General features: G+C 61.5%; 15 protein-coding genes and 1 tRNA gene. 13 read left to right on the top strand and 3 right to left on the bottom strand.

Annotation, left to right across the window (positions count from 1 at the left end):
• Positions 1 to 51: 51 nt before the first annotated feature.
• Both LRS53_RS15165 and LRS53_RS15160 read right to left on the bottom strand, forming a co-directional pair.
• Complete coding sequence (locus LRS53_RS15165) at positions 52 to 1,221, bottom strand: MFS transporter (RefSeq protein ID WP_231356455.1); 1,170 nt, start codon at positions 1,219 to 1,221, stop codon at positions 52 to 54.
• A gap of 573 nt (positions 1,222 to 1,794) precedes the next feature.
• A complete protein-coding gene (locus tag LRS53_RS15160) occupies positions 1,795 to 2,502 on the bottom strand; it encodes a YfdX family protein (protein WP_231356454.1) in 708 nt (235 codons plus the stop codon).
• Positions 2,503 to 2,908: 406 nt separating this feature from the next.
• On the opposite strand from LRS53_RS15160, the gene LRS53_RS15155 reads away from it, so the two are divergent.
• From LRS53_RS15155 to LRS53_RS15110, 10 genes are all read left to right on the top strand, one after another.
• Positions 2,909 to 3,190, top strand: a complete 282-nt coding sequence (locus tag LRS53_RS15155; protein WP_160922892.1) for a hypothetical protein — start codon at positions 2,909 to 2,911, stop codon at positions 3,188 to 3,190.
• A 206-nt stretch (positions 3,191 to 3,396) separates the two neighbouring features.
• Positions 3,397 to 5,319: a threonine--tRNA ligase gene (thrS, locus tag LRS53_RS15150; RefSeq protein WP_017638836.1), complete on the top strand. Its 1,923-nt coding sequence runs from the start codon at positions 3,397 to 3,399 to the stop codon at positions 5,317 to 5,319.
• A gap of 20 nt (positions 5,320 to 5,339) precedes the next feature.
• The gene (infC, locus tag LRS53_RS15145) at positions 5,340 to 5,873 is read left to right on the top strand and encodes a translation initiation factor IF-3 (protein ID WP_017638835.1); all 534 of its coding nucleotides are present in this window, start codon (positions 5,340 to 5,342) and stop codon (positions 5,871 to 5,873) included.
• A 61-nt stretch (positions 5,874 to 5,934) separates the two neighbouring features.
• A complete protein-coding gene (rpmI, locus tag LRS53_RS15140) occupies positions 5,935 to 6,129 on the top strand; it encodes a 50S ribosomal protein L35 (RefSeq protein WP_007159200.1) in 195 nt (64 codons plus the stop codon).
• A 30-nt stretch (positions 6,130 to 6,159) separates the two neighbouring features.
• On the top strand, positions 6,160 to 6,516 hold the full coding sequence (gene rplT / locus LRS53_RS15135) for a 50S ribosomal protein L20 (protein ID WP_007159199.1): 357 nt from the start codon (positions 6,160 to 6,162) through the stop codon (positions 6,514 to 6,516).
• Between the two features lie 96 nt (positions 6,517 to 6,612).
• The gene (gene pheS, locus LRS53_RS15130; protein ID WP_017638834.1) at positions 6,613 to 7,614 is read left to right on the top strand and encodes a phenylalanine--tRNA ligase subunit alpha; all 1,002 of its coding nucleotides are present in this window, start codon (positions 6,613 to 6,615) and stop codon (positions 7,612 to 7,614) included.
• Between the two features lie 18 nt (positions 7,615 to 7,632).
• The gene (gene pheT, locus LRS53_RS15125) at positions 7,633 to 10,011 is read left to right on the top strand and encodes a phenylalanine--tRNA ligase subunit beta (protein ID WP_231356453.1); all 2,379 of its coding nucleotides are present in this window, start codon (positions 7,633 to 7,635) and stop codon (positions 10,009 to 10,011) included.
• Positions 10,012 to 10,014: 3 nt separating this feature from the next.
• Entirely contained in the window at positions 10,015 to 10,317 is a 303-nt protein-coding gene (gene ihfA / locus LRS53_RS15120) for an integration host factor subunit alpha (protein WP_007159196.1), read from the top strand.
• On the top strand, positions 10,298 to 10,657 hold the full coding sequence (locus tag LRS53_RS15115) for a MerR family transcriptional regulator (RefSeq protein WP_160922895.1): 360 nt from the start codon (positions 10,298 to 10,300) through the stop codon (positions 10,655 to 10,657). Before ihfA ends, LRS53_RS15115 begins: the two co-directional genes overlap by 20 nt.
• Positions 10,658 to 10,721: 64 nt before the next feature.
• Positions 10,722 to 10,798 (top strand) — tRNA-Pro (locus tag LRS53_RS15110).
• A gap of 598 nt (positions 10,799 to 11,396) precedes the next feature.
• Here the strand turns inward: LRS53_RS15110 and LRS53_RS15105 are convergent.
• Positions 11,397 to 11,648, bottom strand: a complete 252-nt coding sequence (locus tag LRS53_RS15105) for a hypothetical protein (RefSeq protein ID WP_081594562.1) — start codon at positions 11,646 to 11,648, stop codon at positions 11,397 to 11,399.
• A 257-nt stretch (positions 11,649 to 11,905) separates the two neighbouring features.
• Between LRS53_RS15105 and LRS53_RS15100 the strand changes: the two genes are divergently transcribed.
• The 3 genes from LRS53_RS15100 to LRS53_RS15090 all read left to right on the top strand — a co-directional run bounded on the left by LRS53_RS15100 (position 11,906) and on the right by LRS53_RS15090 (position 14,112).
• On the top strand, positions 11,906 to 12,379 hold the full coding sequence (locus LRS53_RS15100) for a heme-binding protein (RefSeq protein WP_231356452.1): 474 nt from the start codon (positions 11,906 to 11,908) through the stop codon (positions 12,377 to 12,379).
• Positions 12,380 to 12,390: 11 nt separating this feature from the next.
• The gene (gene uraH, locus LRS53_RS15095; RefSeq protein ID WP_231356451.1) at positions 12,391 to 12,789 is read left to right on the top strand and encodes a hydroxyisourate hydrolase; all 399 of its coding nucleotides are present in this window, start codon (positions 12,391 to 12,393) and stop codon (positions 12,787 to 12,789) included.
• 549 nt (positions 12,790 to 13,338) lie between these two features.
• Positions 13,339 to 14,112, top strand: coding sequence for a lipopolysaccharide biosynthesis protein (locus tag LRS53_RS15090; RefSeq protein ID WP_231356450.1), 774 nt, complete (start codon positions 13,339 to 13,341; stop codon positions 14,110 to 14,112).
• Positions 14,113 to 14,189 lie beyond the last annotated feature (77 nt).

The raw sequence follows: 14,189 nt of genomic DNA, 5'->3' as shown, positions 1-14,189 counted from the left end.
CCGTCGCCAAGGGCTCGATAGCGGCCGCCAGGCTCTGGCGAAGGTGAAGCGCTAGGCGTTTTGTTGTCTTGCTGTCATCGGCCAGGTGAGCGCAACAAACGCCATCCCGCCCCCCACCAGCACCAGCGCTGCACTCAAACTCCAATGCTGGGCCACGAAACCGATCGCTGCCGGACCGATGAGAATGCCGGCGTAGCCGATGGTGGTAATCGCGGCAATGGCGTGGCTTGGAGGCATCCGGGTCTGCCGTCCTGCGGCACTGAAGAGCACCGGGACGATGTTGGAGGCCCCGAGGCCAACGAGCAGAAAGCCGGCGAAGGCAAAGGGCTGGCTGGGTGCCAGCACCGCCATCAGAAAGCCTGCCGCGGCGAGTAGGCCGCCGCCTACGACCACTTTCAGGCCGCCCAGCGTCTTCACGATCCAATCCCCGGTCAGACGACCAAGGGTCATGGCCAGCGCGAATACCGTGTAACCAAAGCCGGCCTGTGCCGGGGCGACGTCATGGGCATCGATCAGGAACAAGGCGCTCCAGTCCAGGATCGCGCCTTCACCGAGAAAAATCAGAAAACACAGCAAGCCGATGAAGGCGACGATCCCGCGGGGCAGTGTAAATAGCGGGGTATGCTCCGCGTCATGATTACCGTAGGGCAACAGACCCTTGATTGAGGCCGCGAGTAGCACGATCAGCAGGGCGCTGAACACCAGGGTCGCCACCAGAGGTTGCATTCCTGCTCCCAGTAGAACGCTCATGCCGCCGGCGCCGACAATGCCGCCGACACTGAACAAGCCGTGGAAGCCGGACATCATGTTGCGACCGCTGTCCTTCTCGACCATCACCGCCTGAATGTTGATGGCGACGTCCAGGGCGCCAACGCCTGCCCCGAACAGGGTTAGGGCTATGGCCATGCCGAGAAGCGAATCGGCGACCGCAAGCAGCGGCAGCACCAGCGCCAGTGCCACCGAGCTGGTCGCGATCACTGCACGGCATCCGAAGCGGCTGGCGAGGATGCCGACGATGGGCATCGCGACAATGGATCCCAGGCCCAGGCAAAGCAGCAGGAGGCCAAGCGTCGAATCATCGGCGCCGATCCTCGCCTTGGCGACGGGCACCAGGGGTGCCCACGCGGCCATGGCCGAACCCGCAATGAGGAAGCCGGCGCGGGTCGCCCATTGCTCGATCGCTCCCGAAGGCTGTTGGGCGGCGAGTTGCACATGTTGCATTGGAGAGGCTCCGAAATAAGACGGCAGTAGGGGTAATCACACCTCATACCAGTGTTAGCTGATCATGCATGATTAAGCAAGATTACGCACAATCGTGCGTTTCAGGACGATATGCGCAGAGCTGGATGACCATGTTTGATCCGAGCGTTGGCAGCCGCCTGGCGGGGAGGTATCGGCGGGGCCTGGTAGCTCTGCCTGCGGGGAGGGGGAGGTGAAGGCTCGTGCGGATCGATGGGCGGAGCGGAGCGTCAACACGCCAATAGGCCTGGGTGTCATCTGCACACCGACTGCCTTTCCTGCAGCGGCAGCCCATGTCTGGCGCCTTGAAGTTTTAGGTGCCGGCGGCTGTAGACAGGTTTCGCCAAGGCTTATGCGGGGAGGGGTATGGGTTTGGGGTCAGCTGGACCTGGCAAAACGAAATTCCCATCGGTGGCGGGTAATAGAAAGGGCGATCCGAGAGATCGCCCTTTTCGTGTTTGCCTGGGCTGTACGCCGTGATCGAGGCGGACTTGCCGGGCGTGGAGTCGTTTAACCGGGCGACCTTGCGATCGCCCTGTTGCCCGCGCCAAGCCATCAACTGCTCGGCGTAACGGTTTCGGTAAAGGAGCCGGCCGGTTGCAGTCCGTGTTTGTTCGCCGTGAAGTCCAGGGCCGTCGAGGCGTAGCGCACGCCATCCTGAGCCTGCTTGAGCGTCAGGTTGGCTTCATAGAACTTGTCGCTGGCCAGTTGCTTGGCCGCCTGATCGACGTCCGTCATGGTCTGCTTGAGTGGTGCCAGGGCGATGGCGGTGTCGATATCGACGTTGGCCAGACGCAAGGTTTCCGCGGCGCCCTTGGCGTCGCCGTGTTTGAGCTTGTTGTTGGCGTCCGCCACTGCTTTCACTTTTTGCGGGCTGGCCATATAACTGTCCTGCACCACGGTGTCACCCCAGATCGGTAGCCAGGAGGTTACGGTCGTGCTGGTGTCGGCCTTGCCCTGATTATCCTTGACCTGCAACTCACTCGCGGCTTTTTCCAGCGTCGTATTATCCGACTGTGCAAGTTTGAGTGCCTGTTGCGCATCCTTGACATGGCTTACCGCTTTCTTCGTTTGCCCTTGAAAGAGTTCCAGGCGTGCGGCGGATATATCGGTGAAGGCTCTTTGGCCTTGAGTGGACAGCGCCTGGAAATTGCCCACTTCGCTGGGCGAGGGGGCTTGGGTGGCGGCGAAGGCCGCAGACGAGCAGGCGGCTACGACGGCGACGACCAGCAGGCTCTTTGCCAGTTTATTCTTGACGTTCATGTGCTGCCTCCAGCGGATATACAATTGAAGTAGGGTTATCGCTCAGGTAACAGAACCTTGTTCTGTAGTGCCTGGAATCGATACTCCGGCGGATCCCTTAACACTGGATTAATAGGAGCCGAGCTTTTCTTGAATAGCCGCTGAACAGTCTTGCGCTGTTAAATGCGGGTAATCTTGTCGGGCGTTAACCAAGGACGCCTTTAGTTGAATCTCGTGTGAATATGTTTCGCCTGGAAGAACTTTTGGAAGTCTGAGGTTTATACGGATCACTCAGGCGGGTAGGGGTGTGACCGCTTGCCTCGGTCGTGGCGATCCAGGTTTTCACGTAGACTGGCGGACGATTTTTCCTGGGGCTCCACTGCCTCGCCAGGCGCGAGCATGGGCCCGCCACAACGAGGAGCGAATGATGACGCAGGGTGGTGAAGGCCGGCAGATCGGCAAGGGTGGTTGCCTGGGGTTGATCCTGCTGTCGATCCTGTTCGCGGTCGTGGTCTTCGGCTCCATCATCTACGTCTATCGCCACAATGCCACGCCGGTCAGCCGCGCCAACGAGCAGCAGGCCATCGACCAGTGCCTGGCGCGGGCCAATGCCGCGGACACCTCGCCGGCGGATCGCCAGGCGCTGATGGAAAACTGCCAGGAAATGCAGAAGCAGTTCCTCAAGAAGTACCCCGACGTGGCACGTTGAGCGGGCAACCGCCCCTTGCGAGGTTGCGCCAGGTCTCAGTTTCTGAAAGGATTTCCGTCCCAAACTTTCCAGTGATCCTTTCGCGTCGCCCGGAATGCCTTGCGGCCCTGCCACTGTGCGGCGGGATTTCCAGCGGTGCGGCTGCTTACTGGCCAATCCCACCATGTGGCCCTTGGTATGGGTCACCACTGAGTTGAGGAGGCGCCATGCCTGTCATTACTCTCCCCGACGGTAGCCAACGTCCATTCGACAAGCCCGTCACCGTAGCCGAAGTCGCCCAGTCCATTGGTGCCGGTCTTGCCAAGGCCACCATCGCCGGTCGCGTCGATGGTCAGCTGCGCGATGCCAGCGATCTCATCGAGCAGGATGCCAACCTGCAGATCATCACCGCCAAGGACGAGGACGGCCTGGAGATCATCCGCCACTCCTGCGCCCACCTGGTGGGTCATGCGGTCAAGCAGCTGTTCCCGACCGCCAAGATGGTCATTGGCCCGGTGATCGACGAAGGCTTCTACTACGACATCTCCTTCGAGCGTCCCTTTACCCTGGATGACCTCTCGGCCATCGAGACGCGGATGCGCGAGCTGATCGACAAGGACTACGACGTCATCAAGAAGATGACGCCGCGCGCCGAAGTCATCGAGGTGTTCAAGGCCCGGGGTGAGGAGTACAAGCTGCGCCTGATCGACGACATGCCCGAGGAGCAGGCCATGGGCCTGTACTACCACGAGGAATACGTCGACATGTGCCGGGGCCCGCACGTGCCCAACACCCGCTTCCTCAAGGCGTTCAAGCTGACCAAGCTGTCCGGCGCCTACTGGCGTGGCGACGCCAAGAACGAGCAGCTGCAGCGTATCTATGGCACCGCCTGGGCGGACAAGAAGCAGCTGGCGGCCTACATCCAGCGCATCGAGGAAGCCGAGAAACGTGACCATCGCCGCATCGGCAAGCAGCTCGATCTCTTCCACCTGCAGGAAGAAGCGCCCGGCATGGTGTTCTGGCACGCCAATGGCTGGACCGTCTACCAGGTGCTCGAGCAGTACATGCGCAAGGTCCAGCGCGACCACGGCTACCAGGAGATCAAGACGCCCCAGGTGGTCGATCGCATCCTCTGGGAGCGCTCGGGTCACTGGTCCAACTACGCCGAGAACATGTTCACCACGGCGTCGGAAAACCGTGACTTCGCGGTCAAGCCCATGAACTGCCCCTGCCACGTGCAGGTGTTCAACCAGGGTCTGAAGTCCTACCGCGACCTGCCGCTGCGCCTGGCCGAGTTCGGTGCCTGCCACCGCAACGAGCCGTCCGGCGCCCTGCACGGCATCATGCGCGTACGCGGCTTCACCCAGGACGACGCCCACATCTTCTGCACCGAAGAGCAGGTGGAGAAGGAAGCGGCCGACTTCATCAAGCTGACCCTGCAGGTCTATGCCGACTTCGGCTTCACCGACGTGATCATGAAGCTCTCCACCCGACCGGCCAAGCGCGTCGGTTCCGAAGAGCTGTGGGATCGCGCCGAGAAGGCGCTGGCCGATGCCCTGGACGCCTCGGGTCTGGAGTGGGAATACCAGCCGGGCGAGGGCGCCTTCTACGGGCCCAAGATCGAATTCACCCTCAAGGACTGCCTGGGCCGTAACTGGCAATGTGGTACCCTGCAGTACGATCCCAACCTGCCGGAGCGCCTCGACGCCAGCTACATCTCCGAGGACAACAGCCGTCAGCGTCCGGTGATGCTGCACCGCGCCATCCTCGGTTCCTTCGAGCGTTTCATCGGCATGCTCATCGAGCACTATGCCGGTCTGTTCCCGGCCTGGCTCGCTCCGACCCAGGCGGTGGTGCTCAATATCACCGACAAACAGGCCGATTTCGCCCAGCAGGTCGTCGGCGAATTGAACGCTGAGGGCTTCCGGGCCAAAGCCGACTTGAGAAACGAGAAGATCGGCTTTAAAATCCGCGAGCATACTTTGCTCAAGGTTCCCTATCTCCTGGTTATTGGAGACCGGGAGGTTGAGACACGATCCGTTGCCGTGCGTACCCGTGAAGGCGTAGATCTGGGCTCCATGCCCGTCGAGCGTTTCCGCGAGCTGCTCACGCAAGCGGTTTCCCGGCGTGGCCGGCAAGATTCGGAGTAATCACTATCAAGCAGCGTGACATGAGACAAGACAAGCGAGCCGCACCCCGGGCACCGATCAACGAAAATATCACCGCCCGGGAAGTTCGCCTTATTGGCGCCGATGGTCAGCAAGTAGGCATCGTCTCCATCCAGGAGGCCCTGCAGGCTGCTGAAGACGCCAAGCTGGATCTGGTGGAAATCACCGCCGACGCCGTACCCCCGGTCTGCCGGATCATGGACTACGGCAAGCACGTCTTCGAGAAGAAGAAGCAAGTCGCGGCGGCGAAGAAGAACCAGAAGCAGGCTCAGGTCAAAGAAATCAAGTTTCGTCCAGGGACGGAAGAAGGGGATTACCAGGTAAAACTACGCAACCTGGTACGTTTCCTAACCGAGGGGGACAAGGCCAAGGTCTCGTTGAGATTCCGCGGCCGGGAGATGGCCCACCAGGAGCTGGGCATGGAGCTGTTGAAGCGGGTCGAAGCTGACCTCGTCGAACACGGCGCCGTTGAGCAGCATCCTAAGATGGAAGGACGCCAACTCATCATGGTCATCGCCCCCAAGAAGAAAAAGTAACTACCAGGGCACTGGCAGGCCTTGCTGTTATGCGTAATCACTCAATGCGGAGTATCCGAACATGCCAAAGATGAAAACCAAAAGCGGCGCTGCGAAGCGCTTCGTGAAAACTGCTGGTGGCATCAAGCACAAGCACGCTTTCAAGAGCCACATTCTGACCAAGATGACCACCAAGCGTAAGCGTCAGCTACGCGGTACGTCGCTGATGCATGCATCCGACGTCCAAAAGGTCGAGCGCATGCTGCGCCTTCGTTAATCCTGGTCAAGAATTTAAAGGAAGTTACCCATGGCTCGTGTTAAGCGTGGCGTCATCGCTCGTCGCCGTCACAAGAAAATCCTGAAGCTCGCCAAAGGCTACTACGGTGCCCGTTCGCGCGTCTTCCGCGTCGCTAAGCAAGCGGTAATCAAGGCAGGCCAATACGCCTACCGTGACCGCCGTCAGAAGAAGCGTCAGTTCCGCGCTCTGTGGATCGCTCGTATCAACGCTGGTGCTCGTATCAACGGTCTGTCCTACAGCCGTCTGATCGCCGGCCTGAAGAAAGCGGCCATCGAGATCGACCGTAAGGTACTGGCCGATCTGGCCGTGAACGAAAAAGCGGCGTTTGCTGCGATTGTCGAGAAAGCTAAAGCTTCGCTGGCTTAAGCCCCCCGGCAATCTCGCGCCCCTGGCGCGAAGCAACATTATCAATAGGGGAAGAGCCTCATAGCTCTTCCCCTATTTTGTATCTGGAGTCCCTAGATGGAAAACCTGGATGCGCTGGTCTCCCAAGCACTGGAGGCCGTGCGGCACACCGAAGACACCAATGCCCTGGAACAGCTCCGGGTCAATTACCTGGGCAAGAAGGGTGAACTGACCCAGATCATGAAGACCCTGGGCCACCTCACGGCGGAGGAGCGTCCCCAGGCTGGCGCGCTGATCAACGCCGCCAAGGAACGTGTCCAGGACGCAATCAACAGCCGCAAGGCGACGCTGGAGCAGGCCGCCCTGGCCGCTCGCCTCGCCGCGGAACGCATCGACGTGACCCTGCCCGGGCGTGGTCAGGCCTCCGGTGGCCTGCATCCCGTCACCCGCACCCTGGAGCGTATCGAGCGCCTGTTCGCCAACATCGGCTATGGCGTCGCCACCGGTCCCGAAATCGAAGACGACTACCACAACTTCGAAGCGCTCAACATCCCCGGCCACCACCCGGCACGGGCGATGCACGACACCTTCTACTTCAACGCCAACATGCTGCTGCGCACCCACACCTCGCCGGTGCAGATCCGCACCATGGAGAGCCAGCAGCCGCCGATCCGCATCATCTGCCCGGGTCGCGTGTACCGCTGCGATAGCGATCAGACCCACTCGCCGATGTTCCATCAGGTCGAAGGCCTGGTGATCGACGAGGAAGTCAGCTTCGCCGATCTCAAGAGCACCCTGGTGACTTTCCTGCGCGAATTCTTCGAGGAAGAGCTGGAAGTCCGCTTCCGTCCCTCCTACTTCCCCTTCACCGAGCCATCGGCCGAGGTGGATATTCGCCGCCCGAGCCGCGACGGCGAACCGGCTTCGCGCTGGCTCGAAGTGCTGGGCTGCGGCATGGTCCATCCCAATGTCCTGCGCATGGCCGGCATCGATCCGGAGAAGTACCAGGGCTTCGCCTTCGGCATGGGCGCCGAGCGCCTGGCCATGCTGCGCTACGGGGTCAACGACCTGCGCCTCTTCTTCGACAACGATCTGCGCTTCCTGGCGCAATTCCGCTAGCTGCCAGACGGGAGTCCTATGAAATTCAGTGAACAATGGCTGCGTAGCTGGGTGAACCCTGCGGCTACGCACGAGGATCTGGTTGCCCGGCTGTCCATGGCCGGCCTGGAAGTGGACGGCGTCGAAGCGGCGGCTGGCAGCTTCCAGGGCGTCATCGTCGGTGAGGTGGTCTCCGTCGAGCGCCATCCCGATGCCGACAAGCTCAATGTCTGCCAGGTCAGCAACGGTCAGGAATCCTTCCAGGTGGTCTGCGGCGCACCCAATGTGCGCGCGGGCCTCAAGGTGCCTTTCGCCACCGTCGGCGCAACCCTGCCGGGCGACTTCACCATCAAGAAGGCCAAGCTGCGCGGCGTGGAGTCTCACGGCATGCTCTGCTCGGCCAGCGAACTGCAGATCAGCGACGACAACAGCGGCCTGCTGGAGCTGCCGGCCGGCGCGCCGGTGGGCGAGAACATCCGCAACTACCTGCAGCTGGACGACGCCATCATCGATGTCGACCTGACGCCCAACCGTGGTGACTGCCTGTCCATCGCCGGTCTGGCGCGGGAAGTGGGTGCCCTGTACAACGCCACCGTCGAGCCGCTGCAGGTCGAGGCCGTAGCGCCTACGCACCAGGAGACCCGTCCGGTCGAGGTGCTGACGCCCCAGGCCTGCCCGCGCTACCTGGGTCGCGTGGTCAAGAACGTCGACCTGTCCCGTCCGACGCCGGACTGGATGGTCGAGCGCCTGCGCCGCAGCGGCGTGCGCAGCATCGACGCCGCCGTCGACGTCACCAACTATGTGATGCTCGAACTGGGTCAGCCCATGCACGCCTTCGATCTGGACCAGATCAAGGGCGGCATCCGCGTGCGCCTGGCCGATGCCGGCGAGCGCCTGGTGCTGCTGGATGGCCAGGACATCGAACTGCGCAACGATACCCTGGTGATCGCCGACCACGAACGCGCCCTGGCCATCGCTGGCGTCATGGGGGGCGAGCACAGTGGCGTCGCCGCCGGTACCCGTGATCTGTTCCTGGAAAGCGCCTTCTTCGACACCATCGCCGTTGCCGGCAAGGCTCGCTCCTATGGCCTGCACACCGATTCCTCCCACCGCTTCGAGCGGGGCGTGGACTTCGAACTGGCGCGCAAGGCCATGGAGCGCGCGACTCGTCTGCTGCTAGATATCGTTGGCGGCGAACCGGGTCCGGTGATCGAAGCGGTCAGTGCCGAGCACCTGCCGCAGGTCGAGCCGATCCTGCTGCGCGCCGAGCGCATCGAGCGCGTCTTGGGTCTTACCCTTGATGACGAACAGGTCGAGCGTCTGCTCAGCGGCCTGGGTCTCGCCGTAGCCCGCCTGGAAGCCGGTCGCTGGCAGGTAGGCGTGCCCAGCCACCGTTTCGACATCAGCATCGAAGTGGACCTGATCGAAGAACTGGCGCGCCTCTATGGCTACAACCAGCTGCCGATCCGTTTTCCCCAGGCCCGTCTGGCGCCGCAACCCCTGCCTGAAAGCAAGGGCGAGCTGAGCCAATTGCGTCGCCTGCTGGTGGCCCGCGGTTACCAGGAAGCCATCACCTACAGCTTCATCGACGAAAAGACCTTCCGGCTGTTCGCCCCTGCGGCCCAGCCGGTGATGCTGGCCAACCCCATCTCCACCGACATGGCCGCCATGCGCTCGTCGCTGTGGCCGGGTCTGGTCAAGGCCGTGCAGTACAACCTCAACCGTCAGCAGGACCGCGTCCGGCTGTTCGAGTCGGGGCTGAGATTCGTTGGTCAGCTGGAAGGCCTGGTGCAGGAAAACGTCCTGGCCGGCGCCGTCTGCGGTTCGCGTCTGCCGGAGAGCTGGTCGTCCGGGCGTGAAGCGGTGGACTTCTTCGACGTCAAGGCCGATGTCGAGGCGCTGCTGGCCCAGTCGGGTGCGGGTAGCGACTTCCGCTTCGTTGCAGGTGAGCATCCGGCGTTGCACCCGGGGCAGACCGCACTGATTGAAAGGGCAGGGCAGCCAGTCGGCTATCTGGGCGCCCTGCACCCGGAAGTGGCGCGCGAGCTGGACGTGGATCGTCCGGTGTTCCTCTTCGAGCTGGCGCTCGATGCCCTGACCACCGGCAGCCTGCCGCGCTTTGGCGAGCTGTCGCGCTTTCCGGAAGTGCGGCGTGACCTGGCGCTGGTGGTGGACGAAACCGTAGCCGCAGGTGACCTCTTGGCCGACATCCGCGAAAACGCTGGAGAAGGCCTCAAGGAGCTGCGTCTGTTCGACGTCTACCAAGGCAAAGGTATTGATCCACATAGAAAAAGCGTCGCCATCGGCTTGACCTTGCAACATCCATCGCGCACATTAACCGATGAAGAAGTCAACGAAACGACGCAGAAAATCCTCGTTTCTCTGGAAAGAAGGTTCAACGCCACCTTAAGGAAATAGTGCATGGGGGCCCTGACGAAAGCTGAGATGGCCGAACGTCTGTTTGAAGAGCTCGGTCTGAACAAACGTGAAGCCAAGGAATTGGTCGAACTGTTCTTCGAAGAAATTCGTCATGCGCTCGAAAGCAACGAGCAGGTCAAGTTGTCCGGTTTCGGCAACTTCGACCTGCGCGACAAGCGCCAGCGCCCCGGACGCAATCCCAAGACGGGGGAGGAGATACCCATCACGGCGCGCCGTGTGGTGACCTTCCGCCCCGGGCAGAAACTCAAAGCCAGGGTCGAGGCCTATGCTGGAACCAAGTCATAACGACGAGCTGCCGGTCATACCGGGCAAACGCTACTTCACCATCGGTGAGGTGAGCGACCTTTGCCTGGTCAAACCGCACGTGCTGCGCTACTGGGAGCAGGAATTTCCCCAGCTCAACCCGGTGAAGCGCCGCGGTAACCGACGCTATTACCAGCGTCACGACGTGCTGATGATTCGCCAGATCCGCGCCCTGCTGTACAACGAAGGCTTCACCATCGGCGGGGCGCGCCAGCGTCTCACCCAGGGCGATGAAACCCGCGACGAGGGTTCGCAGTACCACCAGCTCATCCGCCAGATGATCAGCGAACTCGAAGAAGTCCTCGTCGTACTGAAGAAGTGAAAAAAAGCTTCCATTAATCAAAGTGTTGCAGTAAGATGCACGCCGTTCCCTAGAGGAACACAGTCGGGGCGTAGCGCAGCCTGGTAGCGCACTTGCATGGGGTGCAAGGGGTCGAGTGTTCGAATCACTCCGTCCCGACCAAATTAACGATGAGGCTCAAGCACTTAGTGGCTTGGGCCTTTTTCGTTTCTAGGCTCTGATCAAAACAGAATCAAAATCCAAGCAGAATCGGCCAGTGGTTTGGCGCATGCCCAAAGGGTCCCCCACGGGGCCAACCAGAATCTCGCGCTATGATCACGCGATCAGGCGGTGACCAAGCCGGCTTGGTAGATCCAGCGAGTTCTACTCAATCTCGACCTAGGCTCTGTAAGAAAAGTCGTCGAGCGAAGATCAGGCAGGGCAAAAATCGGCGAGGAAGCGGATCGGACTCGCGCTCGAGGTTACGAGTGGTAAACGAGCATTCCGATCGGACTGGCGATCCAGCTGACTTTTAACGCAGCATCACCGAGCGCAGGCACTTGTTGTACAGAGGCTAATCCATATAGCGCAGGACACCCTGTGCGGCATGGTGCCGTTGCGGCAACCGATACCTTCTTTCTCTCCGCAACTCAACTGACATTGATGTCGGGTCCAGAAATACTGCAGTGACGCTGCAGGTATCAGGTCTCTTGGATCAGATGGTCTTGATGTATTAGAAGCCTGATGGAAAGGGCCCAACGCTGGCGATGGGCCCTTTCCATCACTCAACGTCCTTTGCTACGTCTACTCCCGCGGACGTCAGCTTAACGGGCGGTACCAAAGCGCGTTTTCCTTGAGTGTCTGTGGACAGATGGCCTTTCTGGATAAGTCCATGCGCTTGCAGGTCCTGGAGGACATCCATCACGGCCTCTTCGCCGTGATGGTTATCGAGGATTTCATTGCCCAGCCCTTCCGGGTGCGAGTGATACAGCCGGCGCAAGAGTTCAGCTTTGAGTTCTGCATTGATAGCCATGAGTTCGCCTCGTATGGGTGTACAGGCTATGACAAGCGTGGAGATGACCAGTGCCTGGTCAGGAGTTACCGGACATCATCTAGGTCAGCCGAAACGTCTTGATCATGCAGGCAGTACCACGCCTTACGGAGACACCTATTGATCTTGCCTGGACAGCTATCTCACTGAGCAACCTGACAAAATTGTCATGCCGCAGTACCCGTTCCTGACCGAACGATCAGGATAAGTTGGCGGGGTCATCTCCTGGACCTCGAATCATGTCGCGCTTTCTTTCTCTCTCCACCGCCTTACTAGGCGCCGCGTTCATCGGTCAGGCGCAGGCGGCGTTGCCGCAGCATCCCGATCTCGACCTCGCGGCTGCCCAGCGTCTGGCGCAGGCCGCGCCCTGCAGCGCCGCCCTGGCGGTGCTCGACCGCAGCGGTCAACTGATCCTCCTGCAACGCGATACCCGCGTCGGGCCGCATAATGGCGAGGCGGCGCGGCGCAAGGCCTTTACCGCACTGTCCACCCGCACCCCGTCGCAGGCGCTTGCCGAGCGCGCCCGGCAGAACACGGATGCGGCCAATCTCGTCACCCTTCCCGAGTTGCTGCTGCTCGGCGGTGGCATCCCCCTCTACGAAGGCGACCAGCTGGTCGGCGCCCTGGGCATCGCCGGTGCCGGCGGTGGCGGGGCGGACGAGCGCTGTGCGCTGGCGGCCGCCGAACACCTCAGTCTCACCTCCCATCCCTGAAGGAAATCTCCATGAAGACGTTCGTCCTGTTGTCTGGTCTGGCCCTGTCCGGCTTCGCGATTGCTGCACCCAACCCCCTGAGCGTCCATGTGCTCAACCTGGAAGACGGCAAGCCGTCGGCGGGGGTGCATGTGACCCTGGAACGCCAGGTAGGGCAGGGCTGGCAGCCGCTGGCGGAGGAGGTCACTAACGAGCAGGGACGGGTGCCGGCGCTGTTTCCCCAGGAAAAGACCTTCGAGAAGGGTGAATACCGGGTGGTCTTCAAGACCGGCGACTACTATCGCCAGCAGGGCCGCAGCGCCTTCTTCCCCGAAATCCCCGTGGTGTTCGATGTCACCCAGCCGGAGCAGCACTACCATATCCCCTTGTTGCTCAGCCCCTACGGCTTCAGCACCTACCGCGGTTCCTAGATCGCCGGGGAGGCGTAAGTCCTCGCGCCTGTCCACCGCGCTCGTACAGGCACAGTGCGGTTGGCGGCAACCTCCAGCCCTGTGACCCTGCCATGCTTGGTGAGGGCCATTCGCGAGCGGTCGAGGCCCTGCGCGAATGGCGCCTCTCCGCGCGGTATTCCTGATCGTCGGAGCGGTGTCTCCGTTAAGAGGCAATCGGTCGTTCGCGAGCTCCCACGAGTGGCGCGATGTCGGTGGGGGCAGGGCGGATCTCCGGATCGTTCCAGGCCCTGGGCCGCCTCGGCTTCTGCTGGCTCACAGACAAGTCTCTTAATTGCTATGGGCACCACATTCGGTATAGGCACCTTAAGTGAGTCCTAAGCGGCAAAACGTAGCGTTGGTGGCGTCATTCAACAGGGTGCCCGGTTACTTTTTTATCGGTACCATTGAATATGTATGACTAATAACCTTCGTCATTGCCGTACAGGGAGCTGGTGGTATGCCACTCGAGCAGCTTTCAAACCGCCTGTCCAAGGTCCTCAATGCCGCACGTCCAGGTGGCTCGCCGCTGTGAGCCAGGACTTCGCGCCCTTGCGCAACAGTCAACGTGGCCCGGTGCTCCTGCTGGCTTCCGGACCTTCGGCTGCCGAACTCAACCTGGACGCCTGGCAGGATGTGCCGATCATCACCATGAACGGTGCCATCGCCAAGCTGAGCGGGAGCGGCATCCGTCCGCTCTTCTACGTCTGCAGCGACCTGAGCTTTGCCGAGCAGCAACCTGAGCTCTATGCGCGCGGGATCGAGCAGGCGCAACGGCTGGCATTGTGGCCTGCGGCAATCGAACGGCTCCCGGAAAGCCGGCAGGCCAAGGCTCACGCGTTGCGACGAGCGCCCAGTACCCGGTTGGAACACTACCTCGGGCTGGAGCGTGACCAGGCCGAACGCACGCTCACCTTGCTCAGTCGCCGAGCGCGCGACATCGGCTTCAGCCGGGACATGGACTACGGCATCTTCGATGTCCGGACCGTTGCCTTCATCGCCTTGCAACTGGCCTATCACCTGGGCTTTAGCAAGATCTATCTGGCCGGTGTCGACCTCAATGCCCGGGCCCCACGCTTCTACGAAGGCAGCACAGGCGCTAGATCGCCCTGTGGTCTGGACGAGCACCTGTACAACCGTATCCTGCCCGGGCTCAAGGTCATGCAGGACGTCATGACCGCCGAGGGCCGTCAGGTCTTCAACCTGTCGCGCTGCAGCTGCATTCCTGCGCAACTCATCCCACGCGCCGATCTGGCCTCCGTCGAGGCGACCTGGCTGGGTCAGCGGACCCGTCAAGCCGGCTGAGAGTGCGCGTTCAGTACTCCTGTGGCGTACCGAGAAGTCTGGACGTAAGGACGGGAAGACCTTCCTCGCGCGCTCGA

Origin of the sequence: Pseudomonas sp. PLB05, assembly GCF_021106615.1 — a bacterium.
In the GTDB taxonomy this organism is placed as follows: Bacteria; Pseudomonadota; Gammaproteobacteria; order Pseudomonadales; family Pseudomonadaceae; genus Chryseomonas; species Chryseomonas benzopyrenica.
Note: the sequence above shows the minus strand (reverse complement) of the source record. Positions and strands in the feature narration are given on the sequence as shown.

What these genes read in the sequence shown, in the direction of transcription:
- LRS53_RS15105 (WP_081594562.1), bottom strand. Translation starts at nt 11,648, where the DNA reads ATGGCTATCAATGCAGAACTCAAAGCTGAACTCTTGCGCCGGCTGTAT.
- infC (WP_017638835.1), top strand. Translation starts at nt 5,340, where the DNA reads ATGAGACAAGACAAGCGAGCCGCACCCCGGGCACCGATCAACGAAAAT.
- pheT (WP_231356453.1), top strand. Translation starts at nt 7,633, where the DNA reads ATGAAATTCAGTGAACAATGGCTGCGTAGCTGGGTGAACCCTGCGGCT.
- uraH (WP_231356451.1), top strand. Translation starts at nt 12,391, where the DNA reads ATGAAGACGTTCGTCCTGTTGTCTGGTCTGGCCCTGTCCGGCTTCGCG.
- rpmI (WP_007159200.1), top strand. Translation starts at nt 5,935, where the DNA reads ATGCCAAAGATGAAAACCAAAAGCGGCGCTGCGAAGCGCTTCGTGAAA.
- LRS53_RS15165 (WP_231356455.1), bottom strand. Translation starts at nt 1,221, where the DNA reads ATGCAACATGTGCAACTCGCCGCCCAACAGCCTTCGGGAGCGATCGAG.
- pheS (WP_017638834.1), top strand. Translation starts at nt 6,613, where the DNA reads ATGGAAAACCTGGATGCGCTGGTCTCCCAAGCACTGGAGGCCGTGCGG.
- thrS (WP_017638836.1), top strand. Translation starts at nt 3,397, where the DNA reads ATGCCTGTCATTACTCTCCCCGACGGTAGCCAACGTCCATTCGACAAG.
- LRS53_RS15100 (WP_231356452.1), top strand. Translation starts at nt 11,906, where the DNA reads ATGTCGCGCTTTCTTTCTCTCTCCACCGCCTTACTAGGCGCCGCGTTC.
- LRS53_RS15115 (WP_160922895.1), top strand. Translation starts at nt 10,298, where the DNA reads ATGCTGGAACCAAGTCATAACGACGAGCTGCCGGTCATACCGGGCAAA.
- ihfA (WP_007159196.1), top strand. Translation starts at nt 10,015, where the DNA reads ATGGGGGCCCTGACGAAAGCTGAGATGGCCGAACGTCTGTTTGAAGAG.
- rplT (WP_007159199.1), top strand. Translation starts at nt 6,160, where the DNA reads ATGGCTCGTGTTAAGCGTGGCGTCATCGCTCGTCGCCGTCACAAGAAA.
- LRS53_RS15160 (WP_231356454.1), bottom strand. Translation starts at nt 2,502, where the DNA reads ATGAACGTCAAGAATAAACTGGCAAAGAGCCTGCTGGTCGTCGCCGTC.
- LRS53_RS15155 (WP_160922892.1), top strand. Translation starts at nt 2,909, where the DNA reads ATGACGCAGGGTGGTGAAGGCCGGCAGATCGGCAAGGGTGGTTGCCTG.